The 16020-nt window shown below is 46.5% G+C and carries 15 protein-coding genes; 3 read left to right on the top strand and 12 right to left on the bottom strand.

Annotated elements, in window-relative coordinates; genetic code table 11:
- Positions 1 to 18: 18 nt before the first annotated feature.
- The 3 genes from J8N69_RS02955 to J8N69_RS02945 form a co-directional block, all read right to left on the bottom strand.
- Positions 19 to 2016 carry a DNA topoisomerase III gene (locus J8N69_RS02955; protein ID WP_168822822.1) on the bottom strand — a complete coding sequence of 666 codons (1998 nt, stop codon included), beginning with the start codon at positions 2014 to 2016 and terminating at the stop codon, positions 19 to 21.
- Between the two features lie 88 nt (positions 2017 to 2104).
- A complete protein-coding gene (locus J8N69_RS02950; protein ID WP_168822824.1) occupies positions 2105 to 2587 on the bottom strand; it encodes a universal stress protein in 483 nt (160 codons plus the stop codon).
- Between the two features lie 39 nt (positions 2588 to 2626).
- Complete coding sequence (locus tag J8N69_RS02945) at positions 2627 to 2848, bottom strand: hypothetical protein (protein WP_168822826.1); 222 nt, start codon at positions 2846 to 2848, stop codon at positions 2627 to 2629.
- Between the two features lie 203 nt (positions 2849 to 3051).
- Here J8N69_RS02945 and J8N69_RS02940 point away from each other — a divergent pair, with 203 nt between their 5' ends.
- Positions 3052 to 3672: an FKBP-type peptidyl-prolyl cis-trans isomerase gene (locus J8N69_RS02940; RefSeq protein WP_168822828.1), complete on the top strand. Its 621-nt coding sequence runs from the start codon at positions 3052 to 3054 to the stop codon at positions 3670 to 3672.
- A 207-nt stretch (positions 3673 to 3879) separates the two neighbouring features.
- Here J8N69_RS02940 and J8N69_RS02935 read toward each other — a convergent pair whose 3' ends face one another.
- The 9 genes from J8N69_RS02935 to J8N69_RS02895 all read right to left on the bottom strand — a co-directional run bounded on the left by J8N69_RS02935 (position 3880) and on the right by J8N69_RS02895 (position 13037).
- Complete coding sequence (locus tag J8N69_RS02935) at positions 3880 to 4296, bottom strand: GNAT family N-acetyltransferase (RefSeq protein ID WP_168822830.1); 417 nt, start codon at positions 4294 to 4296, stop codon at positions 3880 to 3882.
- A gap of 30 nt (positions 4297 to 4326) precedes the next feature.
- Positions 4327 to 5544 (bottom strand): cupin domain-containing protein, encoded by a 1218-nt coding sequence (locus J8N69_RS02930; protein WP_168822831.1) that lies wholly within the window; start codon positions 5542 to 5544, stop codon positions 4327 to 4329.
- 115 nt (positions 5545 to 5659) lie between these two features.
- Complete coding sequence (purB, locus tag J8N69_RS02925; protein ID WP_168822833.1) at positions 5660 to 7033, bottom strand: adenylosuccinate lyase; 1374 nt, start codon at positions 7031 to 7033, stop codon at positions 5660 to 5662.
- 195 nt (positions 7034 to 7228) lie between these two features.
- Positions 7229 to 9451 (bottom strand): NADP-dependent isocitrate dehydrogenase, encoded by a 2223-nt coding sequence (locus J8N69_RS02920; protein WP_168822835.1) that lies wholly within the window; start codon positions 9449 to 9451, stop codon positions 7229 to 7231.
- Positions 9452 to 9739: 288 nt separating this feature from the next.
- Complete coding sequence (hflD, locus tag J8N69_RS02915; protein ID WP_168822837.1) at positions 9740 to 10369, bottom strand: high frequency lysogenization protein HflD; 630 nt, start codon at positions 10367 to 10369, stop codon at positions 9740 to 9742.
- 42 nt (positions 10370 to 10411) lie between these two features.
- On the bottom strand, positions 10412 to 11533 hold the full coding sequence (mnmA, locus tag J8N69_RS02910) for a tRNA 2-thiouridine(34) synthase MnmA (protein ID WP_168822839.1): 1122 nt from the start codon (positions 11531 to 11533) through the stop codon (positions 10412 to 10414).
- Positions 11534 to 11610: 77 nt separating this feature from the next.
- Positions 11611 to 12015: an NUDIX domain-containing protein gene (locus J8N69_RS02905; RefSeq protein WP_168822841.1), complete on the bottom strand. Its 405-nt coding sequence runs from the start codon at positions 12013 to 12015 to the stop codon at positions 11611 to 11613.
- Positions 11951 to 12661, bottom strand: a complete 711-nt coding sequence (locus J8N69_RS02900; RefSeq protein ID WP_168822844.1) for a pseudouridine synthase — start codon at positions 12659 to 12661, stop codon at positions 11951 to 11953. The genes J8N69_RS02905 and J8N69_RS02900 overlap by 65 nt, the downstream gene beginning before the upstream one ends.
- A gap of 121 nt (positions 12662 to 12782) precedes the next feature.
- A complete protein-coding gene (locus J8N69_RS02895) occupies positions 12783 to 13037 on the bottom strand; it encodes a cold shock domain-containing protein (protein ID WP_168822846.1) in 255 nt (84 codons plus the stop codon).
- Positions 13038 to 13338: 301 nt separating this feature from the next.
- Between J8N69_RS02895 and clpS the strand changes: the two genes are divergently transcribed.
- Positions 13339 to 13686, top strand: coding sequence for an ATP-dependent Clp protease adapter ClpS (gene clpS / locus J8N69_RS02890; RefSeq protein ID WP_168822848.1), 348 nt, complete (start codon positions 13339 to 13341; stop codon positions 13684 to 13686).
- Between the two features lie 20 nt (positions 13687 to 13706).
- A complete protein-coding gene (clpA, locus tag J8N69_RS02885; protein ID WP_168822850.1) occupies positions 13707 to 15962 on the top strand; it encodes an ATP-dependent Clp protease ATP-binding subunit ClpA in 2256 nt (751 codons plus the stop codon).
- The last annotated feature ends 58 nt before the right edge of the window (positions 15963 to 16020 follow it).

Raw genomic sequence — 16020 nt, 5'->3', positions numbered from 1 at the left:
GTGTTGAAAATAAAGCTTTTAAGAAGACGCTTTCGGGCGTCTTTTTGTTGTTGTGGCTGGGCTTTTCGTGCTCGTTGTCTTTCTTGTGCTCGTTGTCCTTTTCTTGGTTGAGCTTTTTCGCTTAGCAAACGGGTTTTTTGTGGAGGCGGGGAGGTTTTGTAATGCCGATGTTGGCATGTCCCGAGAAGCACTGAGTAATTGCTGTAAATTGCTTTCTAAGCTCTCCATAAAAGCTTGATAGCTGGCTTCCCCTAAGCTGATGCCATTCAGGGCGGATTCCCACTGGGCCGTCATGTCGGGAGTGACTAGCTGTTCTGGTAGGCAGTCTATAAAAGCACGACCTGTTTGGCTGGCGTGAATCTGTTTGCCTTGGCGTATCAGAAAGCCGCGTTTAAAAAGCAGTTCGATAATGCTGGCCCGAGTGGCCTCTGTGCCCAAGCCGTCGGTCTCTTTCAAGATGGCGCGAATATCTTTATTGCTCACAAATCGGCTGATGCCTGTCATCGCGGCTAATAACGTTGCATCGGTAAAGGCTGCTGGCGCCGTGGTGACTTTTTCTTGTACTTGGCCGTGGCGACACCAAAGTTCGTCATTTTTGCTTAACTTTGGCAGGGCGTTTTGGTTTTCATCTTCTGGGTCTTTGGTTTGGTTTTTCGTCGGTAAAAGCGCTTTCCAACCCAATGCGATGGGCGTGCTTCCCTTGGCTTCAAATTGTCCGCCAGCAATGTCGAGTTTAATGTAGGACGCGAGATAATCGTATTCAGGATAAAATTGCATAAGATATTGGCGAGCAATTAAGCCAAACACCAAGGCTTCGGTTTTGGATAGTGTTGCCGCTTTATGGGCTTGAGTGGTTGGGATAATGGCATGGTGAGCGGTGACTTGTTTGTCATTCCAGGCTTTGCTTTTTCGTGATGCGTCGGCGTTTTGGGCGCCTTGTTGAAGGTCGCCTCCTGATCGAGCGAGCGCGGCGATAATGGCTGGCGCGTCCTTGTGTTGCAGCGTGGGCAAATAGCGGCAGTCTGACCTTGGGTAAGTGATTATTTGATGGCGTTCATACAGTGCTTGGCAAGTGTCTAATACTTGTTGCGCCGAAAGAGAAAACGCCTTGGCAGCATCAATTTGCAGGACTGACAAGCTATAGGGCAGTGGCGGCGTTTGCTTTTTTTGTTTGTAGTTTGCTTCAACCACAATAGCGGGTTGATTGCTAATACGTTGGGCAACATTTTGCGCAAGAGGCAAACTCAGCACGCGATTCTCTTCATCCATATAGGGTTGGCAGGCCTCACTTGGCCGCCATTTCGCTTGAAACATCACACCTTGTGGCGTTTGAACGCTAGCCCATACCTGATAGAAGTCTTTGGGCACAAAGGCGTCTCGTTCTTTGTCTCGAGCAGCGACTAAGCCCAACACTGGGGTTTGCACTCGACCTATGGACAACACCCCTTGGTAGCCTGCCTGACGGCCTCTAATGGTATAAGCTCGAGTGAGGTTTAAACCAAATAACCAATCGGCACGAGCCCGACCCAATGCCGAGCGAGACAGGGCGGCGAATTCATTATTGGAGCGCAAATTGCTCAGGGCTTTTTTGATCGCAGAAGGGGTTAAGTCATTGACTAGAAGGCGTTGCGTATTTTTGAGTTTTTGGGCGGGAACCTTGGTGTAGTGCAGTACTTCATCAACCAGTAATTGACCTTCGCGGTCAGGATCTCCCGCATGAACCAATAGCGTGGCTTTCTTAATGAGCTTTTTTAAGATGCCCAGCTGCTTTTTGGTATTGGCTTTTTCTTGCCATTGCCAATCGATTGGAATGATGGGCAAGTGATCTAAACTCCAACTTTTATACGCTGGGTTATATTGATGAGGTTCGGCTTGTTCGAGTAAATGGCCGATGCACCAGCTAATACAGTCGCCATTGGGTAACCAAATACAGCCTTCTTCTTTTTTTTGGGGAGAAGGAAGGGCAGCCGCAATGGCGCGGGCAAGGCTAGGTTTTTCGGCAATATAGAGAATCATAAATACACTTACTGGTTGTATATACAGTAAGTGTATCGAAGCGCGATGAAACTGGCTAGAGTGAAGGGCTATTTAATAGGCACAAGGGCTATTTTATCGGTACAACTAGGACGGGAATCGCGCTGCTGTGAATCACTTTATTGGCGGTGGAGCCTAAGATCATTTGGCCCAATCGACTGTGTGTTCGGCTATTCATGACAATTAAATCGGCACTGTTTTCTTTCGCGATGCGCTGAATGCATTCTGCAGGAACGCCGTTTACAATCAGTGTCTTAGGTGGCGTTGTTAGGGCGGACAGTTCTTCTGCGTTCTTGGTCATGAACTCTGATCGCATTTTGTCCATACGAGCGGTGATATCATCGACCGCGTCTTTGTGCATTGTACTTCTTACTTCTTCAGACAGGTAATTATTAATCATATTGGACGCTTGAATATTTAGTGGCTCCATGACATGCATGAGTATCACTTTTGCATCATGAGAATTGGCTAAACTCAAAACAAGTTCCATAGCGGCTTGTGTTTGGCTGTCTAGATCGCAAGCATAAACGATGGTGTTGATTTTAGGTAACATGGCAAGATCCTCTTTTAATGTCCCTATAGCTTAGTCTTTTTAACTTTCTTGGCGCTGATCTGGATCAGTGATTATCACGCTTATTGCCTGCCTTGAGTCTGATAAGCTGTTAGTGGTTTGTTTGCCGCTGTGGTTGGCAAACAAAAAACAACTCATAGATGACAGAAAAATAAAGCCCACAAACAGCATGCCCCAGTAATCAGTGGTTTTGTTATCGTTTGGGTGTTGCTTGGAAGACGGAACAAAGCTTTTGGTTTTCATGACTTACTCCTAGGCAAATAAATAACGAGATATAAATGATAATGAATATCATTTAATAAATCTATGGGGTGAATAAATATATTTTTGCTAGGGAGGTTTTTTTAGCTTTTGAGGGATTGGAAGGTTTGAAAAACAAGCCCATGGTTTTTGCCTATGTTATGATACGCGTTCAATTTTTAGTAAACGAATAAGAGAGTATAAACATGTCAGAACTGTCGTTCGACTCTAACGAAGCAAAAATCGCCTACGGCATTGGTCGTCAAATTGGTGATCAACTAGGTGGTAGCGATCTTGGTGAATTGTCTCTAACGCATCTTTTTGCGGCGATTGAAGATGCCTTAAACGGCGTAGAAATGCGAGTTCCAGGCGCAGAATTAGAAGCGGCTTTTGCTGAACTACAGCAAAAAATGGAAGAAAAAGGTCGTGCCGCATCGGAAGAAACAGTGAAAGCTGGCGAAGACTTCCTAGCGACCAACAAAGCAAAAGATGGTGTTCAAACCACAGAAAGTGGTTTGCAGTTTGAAGTGCTGGAAGAAGGCACAGGCGCAACACCAAGCCGTGAATCAACGGTTCGCGTGCATTACGAAGGTCGTTTGATTGACGGACAGGTTTTCGACAGCTCAATTGCTCGTGGCGAGCCGATTGAATTTCCTCTAACTGGCGTTATTGCGGGTTGGACAGAAGGTCTGCAGTTGATGAAAGAAGGCGCGAAACACCGTCTGACGATTCCGGCTGAATTGGCTTACGGTGCTCAAGGCGCTGGCGCAATGATTCAACCTTTCTCTGTTTTACAGTTTGATGTTGAGCTTATTGCCGTTGTTTAATTAGCCGTTGCTAAAGTCGCGACCTACAAGACTTAGCCGTAGGTCGTGCACTTGCTCCGAAAAACACCATCGTTAACATCAAATCCCTCGTCGCGATAAATGCCGACAAAAACCATCATGATGCACAAACACCATCGTTAACAACGAATTCCCTCGTCGCGATAAATCACGACCTACAAAACCATCAATATAAAAGCCGAATCAAATCTAAATATCCCGCTCCATGCGAATGTGCATTTTCCCCGCTTCTAAAAACACTTTGCCATCGCTGTGGAAATTTTGTTTTTCATAGAAGGTTTGGAGGTCTATTTGGGCGTGCAAAAACACCTTGCGAATGCCCATTTCTCTGGCGACTTTTACCGCGCGGGTTAACAGCATGTCGCCATAACCTTGGTGACGATAAGCGGGTAAAACGGCCAGCCGGGCGATCTGCCCATTTTCTGTTAACCGACAGGTTCCCGTGGGAACCGCCGTGGTGCCAAAAGAAACAAAATGTACGGCGTCTTCATCCAGTTCGTCCCATTCGTCTATTGGGTCGATGCCTTGTTCAATGATAAAGACTTGTTTGCGCACAAAGGTGAGTTGATCCTTGCTGCTGTTCCAGTCTGACGTTAATACCTTCATGTGAATTACCTTACTTAATATTGCGTCCTTTTATTCTTCTGGCGCGACCAATTCGATTAGCCCTTGCTGACCAATAAGAAAGCGCACGAGCGGTTCTAGATCGGTGTTTTGGGTCAAATCCAGCCCAGAAAAATCAAATTCAACTTGATGACAAACGGCTTCTACAAAGCCGGTTAGTTCTGCATCGACAAGTAGGTGTTCGCCGTTACAAAAGACGCGAATCTTGCTGCTGTTTTCAGCACTTTGTTGGTTGGTGTTTTGTTGAACATAATAGCAAATACGTGCATCGCCAGGGCGAATAAAGGTTTGGCCTTGTGTCGCGCTGCTAAAGGCGTGGTTTAGTTCTTCTTGATTGAGCGGTGCAAGGTATTCGGGGTATTTGCTTTCGCTCATGGTTTCGCCTAACCACTGGGCAAGTAGGTCAGGTTGATTAATAAGGCGAGCCAGTTCGGTTTGTAAGTATTGAATGTCGTCTTTACTGATGTGCGCGCTGTGTTGGCGAGTAGCGGTTTCGGGTGCCGCAAAGCGGTCTTTTATGTTGTCGGTTTCGCACAACTTATCACGAATGCCGGTTAGCACATCTTGCATGCTGGGCGCACGAAAACCGATGGAATAGGTCATGCACTCGTCGTCTAAGGCGCGGCCATTGTGAGCAAAGTTAGGCGGCAAATACAAAATGTCACCGGCTTCTAATTCCCAATCCATGTCTGGATTGACTGGGAAGTTGTCTAAAATGTGTAGCTTAATATTGGGGATGGCAGTGTCTTGGTATTCATCCGGCGCTAAGACTTGCCAGCGGCGTTTGCCAGCAACTTGTATTAAGAATACATCGTATTGGTCGTAATGTGGGCCAACGCTGCCGCCTTCTGTCGCGTAGCTGACCATGACATCATCTAGGCGCCAGCTTGGTAAAAATTCAAATTGTTCTTTTAGGTTTTGAATTTCGGGTACCCAGTGATCAACCGCTTGAACCAATAACGTCCATTCTTTTTCAGGCAAGGTGGCAAAGGTGTCTTCGGTAAAAGGGCCTTGGCGCATTTCCCATGGCGAGCGTCCATTTTCAATGACAATACGGGATTCAATCTCTTCTTCCATGGCCATGCCAGCCAGCTCATCGGCTTCTAGCGGCACGGTGAAATTCACCAGACCAGCACGAATTAGCAAAGGCTTTTTTTGCCAATATTCGTCAATAAAGGTTTGGGCTGTCATGCCACCAAGAATGGTTAAAGGCGTGTTTAGGTCTGTCATAGGTCGCTCATTAAAAAGAACAAAGAAAGTAGTGATATTGCTAAAGAGTCGCTGCCAAAAGGCAAAAAGAGCCGATAAATCGGCCCTTTTTAGTACGGTTATTAAAGCATCAGTCTCAGTTACGAATCGCTTTCGCTTGCGCCACGGCGTTACCAATGTAAGTCGCGGGGGTTAGCTTTTTAAGATCCGCTTTGGCTTGTTCTGGCATGTCTAACGTGTCAACAAAGGCTTCAATGGTGGCTTGGTCGATGGTGCGGCCACGGGTTAGCTCTTTTAGTTTTTCGTAAGGGGATTCAATGCCATAGCGACGCATGACGGTTTGGATTGGCTCGGCCAATACTTCCCATGCGTTGTTTAAATCCGCTTCAAGACGTGCAGCGTTGATTTCCAACTTGCTGATGCCTTTTAGCGTGGCTTGATAAGCAATTAGGCTGTGCGCCAAGCCAACACCAAGGTTACGAAGAACGGTCGAATCGGTTAGGTCACGCTGCCAGCGAGAAATCGGCAACTTAGCGCTCAAATGCCCCATGATGGCGTTGGCAATGCCCAAGTTACCTTCGGAGTTTTCGAAGTCGATTGGGTTAACCTTGTGCGGCATGGTAGAAGAACCGATTTCGCCCGCAATGGTTTTTTGCTTGAAGAAGCCCATGGAAATGTAGCCCCACACATCACGGTCGAAATCGAGCAGGATGGTGTTGAAGCGGCAAATGGCATCGTATAGCTCAGCGATGTAATCGTGTGGCTCGATTTGCGTGGTGTAAGGATTCCAAGTCAAACCTAGGGAAGTAACGAAGGCTTCCGCGTGTGCTTGCCAATCTACATCTGGGTAAGCCGAAAGGTGCGCGTTGTAATTACCGACTGCGCCGTTGATTTTGCCTAAAAATTCAACGCTTTCAATTTGCTTAAGTTGACGGCTAAGACGCGCCGCCACGTTGGCCATTTCTTTACCCACTGTGGTGGGTGATGCGGTTTGGCCGTGCGTACGAGACAACATAGATTGCTCAGCGTGCTCGATAGCAAGATCTTGGATGGCTTTGATGACATTTTTAAGCTCAGGAGTAATGCCGTCGTCCAATGCTTCACGCAACATCAATGCATGAGATAAGTTGTTGATGTCTTCTGATGTACAAGCAAAGTGAACAAATTCAGAAATCGCCGCCAATTCGGCGTTGTCAGCCATTTTGTTCTTGATGAAATATTCTACTGCTTTGACATCGTGGTTGGTGGTTTTCTCAATGTCTTTAATCGCTTGGGCGTCGGCTTCACTGAAGTTATCTGCCAGTTGATCCAATAAAGCGCTGGCTTCATGGCTCAATGCCGGAACTTCGATAATTTGTGGGTGTTTGGCAAGAGCCTGTAGCCAGCGAACTTCGACTATGACTCGCATACGCAGCAAACCATACTCGCTCACGGAGCGACGTAGTACGTTTGTTTTCGATCCGTAACGACCGTCGATAGGGGAAATTGCATTTAAGCTAGTTAATTCCATTGAGATAACGCCTCGAACATGGTTTTCAGGGAGCCGCTATTATAGGTAAAAGGAGGGTGTACTTCTATGGCATGACAGGGATTAGCTTTGTTTTGTGGGTGATTTTTCCGACAAAACGAAAAAGCCCCAAGTTGAATTGACTTGGGGCTTTGATTTTGTTCGAAAGACAAGGTGTTTGTCTTTCAGTCTAGCGTCTTATAGAGAAGATAGAGCGTTATTGAAGGTAGTGCTAGGACGCATGATCTTAGTCACTTCTTCAAGGTTAATGTGGTAATAACCCGTTAGGCCAGCCGCTTTGCCTTGAACCGCCGCTAGCTCTGCCACAATGGTCGCTTCTTTTTCAGCAAGCTGTTTCGCCAATGGGGCAAATTTAGCCGCCATTTCAGCGTTGTCGGTTTGCGCTGCCAGCTCTTGAGCCCAGTACATTGCTAGGTAGAAATGGCTACCACGGTTGTCGATTTCGCCTACTTTACGAGAAGGAGACTTGTTGGTGTCTAGCAATTTGCCAGTGGCTTTGTCTAGGCACTTGGCCAAGATTTTGGCTTTTTGATTATTGTGCTTGATACCAAGCTCTTCGAAAGAGACCGCGACAGCAAGGAATTCGCCTAGAGAGTCCCAACGCAGGTAGTTTTCTTCCATTAGCTGTTGAACGTGCTTAGGAGCAGAACCGCCTGCGCCCGTTTCGTACATGCCACCGCCTTGTAGCATAGGTACGATAGACAGCATTTTCGCAGACGTACCCAATTCTAGGATTGGGAACAAATCCGTTAGGTAATCACGAAGGATGTTGCCTGTTACAGAAATTGTGTCTTTGCCACGAACAATGCGTTCCATAGAGAAACGGATGGCTTCGCTGTAAGACATGATGCGAAGGTCTAGACCGCTGGTGTCGTGATCTTTTAGATAACGTTCTACTTTTTTGCGTAGCTCGTTATCGTGCGCACGTTCTTCGTCTAACCAGAACACTGCTGGCGTGTCAGATTGACGAGCGCGCGTTACGCCAAGTTTCACCCAATCACGGATGGCGGCGTCTTTGGTTTGGCAAGCGCGCCAGATGTCACCTTTTTCTACATTGTGTTGCATGAGGACATTGCCGTTTGCATCGACAACGCGCATGACACCATCGGCTTTTATTTCATAAGTTTTGTCGTGAGAACCGTATTCTTCGGCTTTTTGCGCCATTAGACCTACGTTTGGCACGGTGCCCATAGTGACAGGATCGAATGCACCATTGGTTTTGCAGAAATTAATGGTTTCTTGGTAGATACGAGCGTACGTGCTGTCTGGAATAACGGCTTTAGCGTCATAGGCTTTGCCGTCACGGCCCCACATTTTACCAGAGTTACGGATCATTGCTGGCATAGACGCATCAACGATCACGTCACTTGGTACGTGTAGGTTGGTGATGCCTTTGTCGGAATCTACCATAGCAAGCTCAGGGCGTACTTTGTATACGTCTTGAATGGCTTGTTTGATTTCTGCTTGTTTCGCTTCAGGCAAGCTTTGGATCTTGTCGTAAACGCTGCCTAAACCGTTGTTTGGGTTCACGCCGATTTCTTTAAAAAGCTCGCCGTATTTTTCAAATACGTCTTTGTAGAATACCGTTACCGCGTGACCAAATACGATAGGGTGAGACACTTTCATCATGGTGGCTTTTAAATGCACAGACCACATGATGTTGTCGGCTTTGGCTTCTTGTAAGGAGGCTTCAAAGAAAGCACGAAGTTTTTTGGTGCTGATGTTCATGCTGTCTAGAATTTCACCCGCAATAAGAGGCAGGGATTTTTTCACTTCAACAGAACCGTCTTTGCCTACAAATTCTAAACGAACCGTTTGTGCGGCCTGCATAGTGAGAGATTGTTCAGAAGAGAAGAAATCGCCACCACGCATGTGATCCACGTGAGAGGTTGAGGTTTTGCTCCATTTACCCATTGAATGAGGGTTTTTGCGAGCGAAGCCTTTCACCGCAGCTGGTGCACGACGGTCAGAGTTACCTTGGCGTAGCACCGGGTTTACTGCGCTGCCCAATACTTTAGAGTAACGTGCTTGAATGTCTTTTTCGGCGTCTGTTTGTGGGTTTTCTGGGTATTCAGGAAGACCGTAACCTTCCGCGTTTAATTCTTTAATTGTGGCGTAAAGCTGAGGCATGGAAGCACTGATGTTAGGCAGTTTAACAATGTTTGCTTCTGGATTGGCAGTAAGGTCACCGAGGAACTTTAGGCCGTCTTCTACTTGCTTGTCAGCAGGAAGAAGGTCAGAAAAAGCAGAAATAACACGGCTTGCTAAAGAGATATCGGTAAGCTTGAGCTCGATATCGGCTTCTTTTGCAAAAGCACCAAAAATTGGCAGTAACGAAGCGGTTGCTAACGCTGGCGCCTCATCCGTTAATGTATAGTAAATGGTTTGTTTCGTTGACATGTAATTCCCCTAACATTTCAGGCTAGTTGCCTATTTGAATCGAAGATGACTTTTCGCCGCCATTCCCTATTTAACTTTTCTGAACAGAAAACAGGTTCATAGGTTTTAAAAAATTGTGCCGTATCATAACGCAAAAAAACAATTTATAGATATTGGCTGTTAGATATACTCAGAATTGATTTCAGTTATCTCTGTAGGCGCGACGTCACAAAACGATAACCCCACCCTAGCCCTCCCCTTGGAAGACATAAGGGGAGGGAATAGTTACGTTGTCGTTTTGTGTGAGAGTTAATTTCGCGCTTCTAGGGCGTTTAATAAGGCTTTGCGTTTAAAGATTAAATGCCAGCGTTTGCCGCCGAGTTGTCGCCATAACATGGCGGCGCGGATACCGGCCATGAGGATGGCTCGCACTTGGTTGGCAACTTGTGGTTGCTGTAAAAAGCGGCTGTCGCCACGCACTTGAATGCGAAAGGGTAATTTGCTCAGGGTGTCTTGATACATGCCTGAAATGGAGGCCAGCATGTTTTCATGCAAGACGCTGTCGTAATGGGCTTTCTTTTGTTCTATCTGGGCGATTTTTTGACCAATAGACGACAGCATCTCCGGTGCTTTTGATAGCTTATTTTCCAGGTGAATTAAGCTCAAGGCATATCTAAGTGTGTCTGGGTTGACGCTGCTGCGCTCTTTGCCCAAGGCTTGTCGGCAAATTTTTCTGCCTAATGCAAGGTGGCTGGCGTAATCCCATTGGCCGCCGTAAATGTCTTCTGTAGAGGTGGCGTTAACCATTAATAGGCTATCCAGTAAGGGCTGTAGTTTGGTGTTATCCACTTGCCCTGTTTTGGCTAAGATGGAGACCAGTTCCGCCGCTTGGAATATCGCGGATAAGGCGATAGTTTGCTCTTTTTCTCTACTACTCACGTTTTGCACTCTCTTAATTGATAGGTTACAAGCAAGCTAACATTATTGGTTAAAAGCAAGATTGATGATGCCGCCGCCTAAGCAGATATCGCCTAGGTAAAACACCACAGATTGTCCTGGTGTGATGGCGCGTTGTGGTTCTACAAAGGAGACTTCGACTCGGCCATCAGCAAGCTCTGTGATGGTGCAATCTTGGTCTGGTTGGCGGTAACGGCATTTGGCTTTGCAAGTCAGTGGGAAAGCTGGTTTTTTTCTTGCTACCCAATCGAAATTGTCAGCAATCAAGTGTGTTTTAAACAAGGATTCATGCTGGCCACCTTGGGTAACGACTAATACATTGCGCCCGAGGTTTTTTTCCACCACATACCATGCATCATCAGAATAATTGGCTAAGCCGCCAATGCCCAAGCCTTGGCGTTGGCCAATAGTGTGATACATCAAACCATGGTGACGGCCAATTTTATCGCCTTCAAGGGTTTCGATATCGCCAGGCTGGGCGGGTAAATATTGTTCTAAGAAGTCTTTGAAGCGGCGCTCACCGATGAAGCAAATTCCCGTGCTGTCTTTTTTGTTGTGCGTGACCAAGCCAAACTCCTCGGCTAAGCGACGTACTTCTGGTTTTTCCAGTTCACCGACAGGGAAGAGGGTTTTGGCGATTTCGTCTTTGCCGACCGCGTAGAGAAAATAGCTTTGGTCTTTGTTGCCATCTAAGCCTTTCAATAGCAAGGGTTCACCGTCTTTTTCTCCACGACGGACATAGTGGCCTGTGGCAATGTAGTCTGCGTTGAGTGCCAAAGCGTATTCTAAAAAGGCTTTAAATTTGATTTCTTTATTGCACAAAATGTCAGGATTTGGTGTACGGCCCGCTTTGTATTCGGCAAGAAAATGTTCAAAAACATTGTCCCAGTATTCTGCCGCGAAGTTAGCGGTGTGCAGTTTAATGCCCAGCTTATCGGATACGGCTTGCGCATCGGCTAGGTCATCTTTGGCGGTGCAATATTCAGTGCCATCGTCTTCGTCCCAGTTCTTCATGAACAGACCTTCAACCTGATAACCCTGTTGCATTAAAATAAGCGCAGAGACAGAGGAATCGACACCACCGGACATGCCGACAATGACTTTTTTTGAGCTGTTTGCGGTGTTCGCAATAGGGCTTTCTTTCATGTGCTGTGGTTTCTCGACTGTCATTTTAGTAAAGCGAAGAGGCATGGCCTCAGATGAATGTAATATTGGTTATTGTATCACTTTCTTGGTGTCGGCGTAGGCCGAAGAAACTGATCGGATAAAAAGCTTAAAGGCATAATGGGGTTATTAAATGAATCTTCAATGCAGGTTTTAATTAACGGGCTGCGATGAGGCAGTGCCATTATTTCTTCATAGCTGAGCCAATGACGAGACACTATGTCCGTATCAAGTGGCTCTTGGGTTTCACTGACGGCCTCGCATAAAAAACACAGTCTATGGTAAGTGTCGGCACCGTCAAACGGTGTGAAAGCATACAGACCCAATACGCCAATGGGGTTTACTATCCAGCCCGCTTCTTCTTTGGTTTCTCGAATCACGGCGTCTATGACGCTTTCATTATTTTCGACGTGGCCGGCTGGTTGGTTGAGCACCAGTATTCCGTCCTGCCACTCTTTTATCATCAGAAAATGGTGGTCTTTTTTGACCAGTGCGGCGACGGTGAGGTGAGGCAGTCTTGCTCTTTCTTTGTTGTTCAAACTGGGTAACCTCTTGTTGTAATTGGTCGGTTGGTTCTATGTGGTGCCATTGTCCTACAGGTGTATTGTCTAGGGTGTAAGGGCCGATGGCATAGCGAATCAATCTAAGGGTAGGAAAGCCAACCGCGGCCGTCATACGACGAACTTGACGATTTTTGCCTTCGCGGATTTGCAACGATAGCCAGCTGGTGGGAATGGCTTCCCGATAACGCACCGGTGGTGATCTTTCCCATACGTCTGGTTTCGTCATGCGCTCCGCTTGGGCGGGTTTGGTCAGGCCGTCTTTTAACTCAACGCCTTGTCTGAGTTTTTCCAACGCCGCGTCTGAAATGTCGCCTTCAACCTGAACCCAGTAAGTCTTGGGGAGTTTAAAGTCGGGTGAAGCGATGATGTGCTGTAACGCGCCTTGATTGGTGAGCAGCAAGAGTCCCTCAGAATCAAAGTCTAACCGCCCTGCAGGGTAAAAATCGGCTGCGTCAATGTAGTGGGCAAGCGTGGTTTTATCGCCTTCCGCAGAGAATTGGCTCAGTACGCGAAACGGTTTATTAAATACTATTAAGTTAGAAGGCATGGGTTTTATAACAGATTAGAGTGAGGTTAAAAAGGAAGCAGCAGAGCCAAAAGAAACTCTTACTCCTCATCAAAAGGAGTAAGATAACAAATTCGTTTTAGGATAGCGATGACGTTTTAGCTTATGCTGTTTGGGTGTCTTGGTCGCTTTTGAGAGCATCCTTTTGGGGGGTGGCAATGGGGTTAATCTCTATGGCGTGCAGTCCTCTTTCTCCAGGCTCTACATCGAAGGTGACTGTCTGGCCTGCTTTGAGGGTTTTGTAGCCTTCGACATTAATGGCAGAATAGTGAATAAACAAATCTTCATTAAACTCCTCTGAAACAATAAAACCATAGCCTTTTGCATTGTTAAACCACTTCACTGACCCTTGATGCATGAGTTACTCCTTATCCACTCAATCCTTTGGCTATTGTTAAAATTGCCTCAGGTACATTTAAAATAGAAGTTGAATCGCGTAGATTGCTAAATAGGTGCAATTTGTTTGTGGTGAATCAATGCTAAAATTTTACCGATAAACATTGATTGCACATTTAGTTGCCCCAATAAAAGCGTAGAAGCCCTTTTGGGATTTGTAAAACTCAAGTGGTAATCTTTAATCCAAAACGAATCGTATAACGTAACAGTAATGAGCCAAGGCTTGGTGAATTGCGTAAAAATTGTAGCCTCAGAGGCATGGGATGATTGTAAATCAACAAATTAGACTAGTATCAGAAGATGAGCAGCACGGTCACACCAGTATCGCGATTGCGCCAGAAGAAACCGAATTAAAGCCGCCATCCATGTACCAGGTGGTGTTGTTTAATGATGATTATACGCCAATGGATTTTGTCGTATTTGTGTTACAGCGCTTTTTTTATATGGATGGGGAGAAGGCAAATCAGGTAATGTTAGAAGTACATATGAAAGGGAAAGGTGTGTGCGGTGTTTATCCTTTTGATATTGCTGAAACCAAAGTGGCAATGGTACAACAGTTCGTGGAACAAAATGAGCACCCCTTAATGTGCGACCTACAAAGGGTCGATTGATTCAGAGTGAGGGAATAGCAATGTTAGATAAAGAACTAGAACAAACCCTGAATGCGGCTTTTAAAGCGGCGCGCGACAAGCGCCATGAATTCATGACGGTAGAGCATTTATTACTCGCTCTTATTGATAACGGCGCTGCTTCAAGCGTCTTGGAAGCATGTGGTGTGAATTTAGACGTCTTAAGCCGTGAGCTTGAGGAATTTGTTGACAGCACAACACCGCTTATTCCCGAAAATGATGATGAACGCGAAGTTCAGCCAACGCTGGGTTTTCAGCGTGTGTTGCAACGTGCTGTTTTTCACGTGCAATCGTCTGGTAAGCGTGAAGTAACGGGTGCCAATGTGTTGGTGGCCATTTTTAGTGAGCAAGAAAGCCAAACGGTTTATTTATTAAAGCGTCACGGCGTGGCACGCATTGATGTGGTTAATTATGTGGCTCATGGTATTGCCAAACAGGGGGATTCCTCTTCACACGATGCAGATCATGAAGAAGAGGCCGACGATAGCAGCGCGGCGCCCTTGCAAAAATTTGCCACTAACCTTAACGAAGAAGCGAAAGCGGGCAAAATAGACAAACTCATTGGTCGTGAATACGAAGTAGAACGCGTCATCCAAACGCTGTCTCGACGTCGTAAAAACAACCCCTTGCTCGTTGGTGAATCTGGTGTCGGTAAAACCGCGATTGCAGAAGGTCTGGCCAAACGCATTGTAGACGGCCAAGTGCCCGATGTGATTGCCGATGGCGTGGTGTATTCGTTGGATTTGGGGGCTTTATTAGCGGGTACAAAATACCGTGGCGACTTTGAAAAGCGTCTAAAACAGCTGTTGGGAGATTTGAAAAAACTGCCTAACGCTATTCTGTTTATTGATGAAATTCACACCATCATTGGAGCAGGTGCGGCATCGGGTGGGGTGATGGATGCCTCCAACTTGCTTAAACCTGTATTGAGTTCGGGCGGCTTGCGCTGCATTGGCTCAACGACCTTCCAAGAATTTCGTGGTGTGTTTGAAAAAGACCACGCCTTGGCCCGTCGCTTTCAGAAAATTGATGTGAACGAACCCAGTGTGGATGACACCTATCAAATTTTGAAAGGCATTATTGGTGCGTTCGAAGAGCATCATAAAGTGAAATACGAAGAGCCCGCTTTATTGGCTGCAGCAGAGCTTGCCCAGCGCTATGTGACAGATCGTCATATGCCCGACAAAGCGATTGATGTGGTGGATGAAGCGGGGGCTTATCAGCGTCTGCAGCCAGAAGATAAACGCAAGGCGGTGATTACCGTTGCTGATATTGAAGATATCGTTTCAAAAATTGCTAGAGTCCCGGTTAGAGCGGTTAACTCTGATGACAGACAGGTTTTGTCTAACCTAGAGCGTAACTTGAAAATGGTGGTGTTCGGGCAAGATAAAGCCATTGATTCTTTGTCTTCGGCGATCAAATTGTCTCGTGCAGGTCTTAAAGCAGAGCAAAAACCGATTGGTTCTTTCTTGATGGCGGGACCAACGGGCGTGGGTAAAACCGAAGTGACCAAGCAGCTTGCTAAGCAGCTTGGGCTTGAGCTGATTCGTTTTGATATGTCGGAATACATGGAGCGTCATGCAGTGTCTCGTTTGATCGGTGCGCCGCCGGGTTATGTTGGGTTTGATCAAGGTGGTTTATTGACCGAAGCCGTGACGAAAAATCCACACAGTGTGGTGTTGCTGGATGAAATCGAAAAAGCCCATCCAGAAGTTTTTAATCTGCTTTTGCAGGTAATGGACCACGGTACTTTGACAGACAACAATGGCCGCAAAGCAGATTTCCGTAATGTGATCCTAGTGATGACGTCAAACGCCGGAGCAGAAGAACTAGCGCGTCGTTCTATTGGCTTCTCTAGCCAAGATAACTCTACTGACGGTATTGAAGTGATTAATCGCACTTTCACCCCAGAGTTTAGAAACCGCCTAGATGCGGTGATTCAGTTCCAGCAACTGGATGAACGCATCATCTTTAACGTGGTGGATAAGTTCTTGGTAGAACTGCAGGCTCAGCTGGATCCGAAAGGCGTCTTGTTGGAAGTCTCAGACACCGCCAGAGGTTGGTTAGCCAACAAAGGCTACGACCGCCAAATGGGCGCGCGGCCGATGGCACGAGTCATTCAGGAGCATTTGAAGAAATCACTGGCCGATCAGATCTTGTTTGGCGATCTGCACGACGGTGGTCATGTCAAAGTGACGTTGAATGAGAAGAGCGACGAACTGAAATTTGAAGTGATCAAAGAAGAAGTGGTTCATTAAACCACTTCTTCTCAAGGGGCAAGGTGTCAGTGTGACATTCTTGCTCCTACGTCATTTA

The sequence above is a fragment of the Marinomonas profundi genome (assembly GCF_020694005.1).
In the GTDB taxonomy this organism is placed as follows: domain Bacteria; phylum Pseudomonadota; class Gammaproteobacteria; order Pseudomonadales; family Marinomonadaceae; genus Marinomonas; species Marinomonas profundi.
The sequence above is the reverse complement of the archived record's forward strand: the minus strand, read 5'-3'. Positions and strand labels throughout refer to the sequence as shown.

Bases quoted from the DNA above. Each gene is read 5' to 3' on its own strand.
- clpA (WP_168822850.1), top strand. From the start codon at position 13,707: ATGTTAGATAAAGAACTAGAACAAACCCTGAATGCGGCTTTTAAAGCG.
- J8N69_RS02905 (WP_168822841.1), bottom strand. From the start codon at position 12,015: ATGATAAAAGAGTGGCAGGACGGAATACTGGTGCTCAACCAACCAGCC.
- J8N69_RS02950 (WP_168822824.1), bottom strand. From the start codon at position 2,587: ATGTTACCTAAAATCAACACCATCGTTTATGCTTGCGATCTAGACAGC.
- J8N69_RS02945 (WP_168822826.1), bottom strand. From the start codon at position 2,848: ATGAAAACCAAAAGCTTTGTTCCGTCTTCCAAGCAACACCCAAACGAT.
- mnmA (WP_168822839.1), bottom strand. From the start codon at position 11,533: ATGAAAGAAAGCCCTATTGCGAACACCGCAAACAGCTCAAAAAAAGTC.
- purB (WP_168822833.1), bottom strand. From the start codon at position 7,033: ATGGAATTAACTAGCTTAAATGCAATTTCCCCTATCGACGGTCGTTAC.
- J8N69_RS02955 (WP_168822822.1), bottom strand. From the start codon at position 2,016: ATGATTCTCTATATTGCCGAAAAACCTAGCCTTGCCCGCGCCATTGCG.
- J8N69_RS02935 (WP_168822830.1), bottom strand. From the start codon at position 4,296: ATGAAGGTATTAACGTCAGACTGGAACAGCAGCAAGGATCAACTCACC.
- J8N69_RS02940 (WP_168822828.1), top strand. From the start codon at position 3,052: ATGTCAGAACTGTCGTTCGACTCTAACGAAGCAAAAATCGCCTACGGC.
- clpS (WP_168822848.1), top strand. From the start codon at position 13,339: ATGATTGTAAATCAACAAATTAGACTAGTATCAGAAGATGAGCAGCAC.
- J8N69_RS02900 (WP_168822844.1), bottom strand. From the start codon at position 12,661: ATGCCTTCTAACTTAATAGTATTTAATAAACCGTTTCGCGTACTGAGC.
- J8N69_RS02895 (WP_168822846.1), bottom strand. From the start codon at position 13,037: ATGCATCAAGGGTCAGTGAAGTGGTTTAACAATGCAAAAGGCTATGGT.
- J8N69_RS02930 (WP_168822831.1), bottom strand. From the start codon at position 5,544: ATGACAGACCTAAACACGCCTTTAACCATTCTTGGTGGCATGACAGCC.
- J8N69_RS02920 (WP_168822835.1), bottom strand. From the start codon at position 9,451: ATGTCAACGAAACAAACCATTTACTATACATTAACGGATGAGGCGCCA.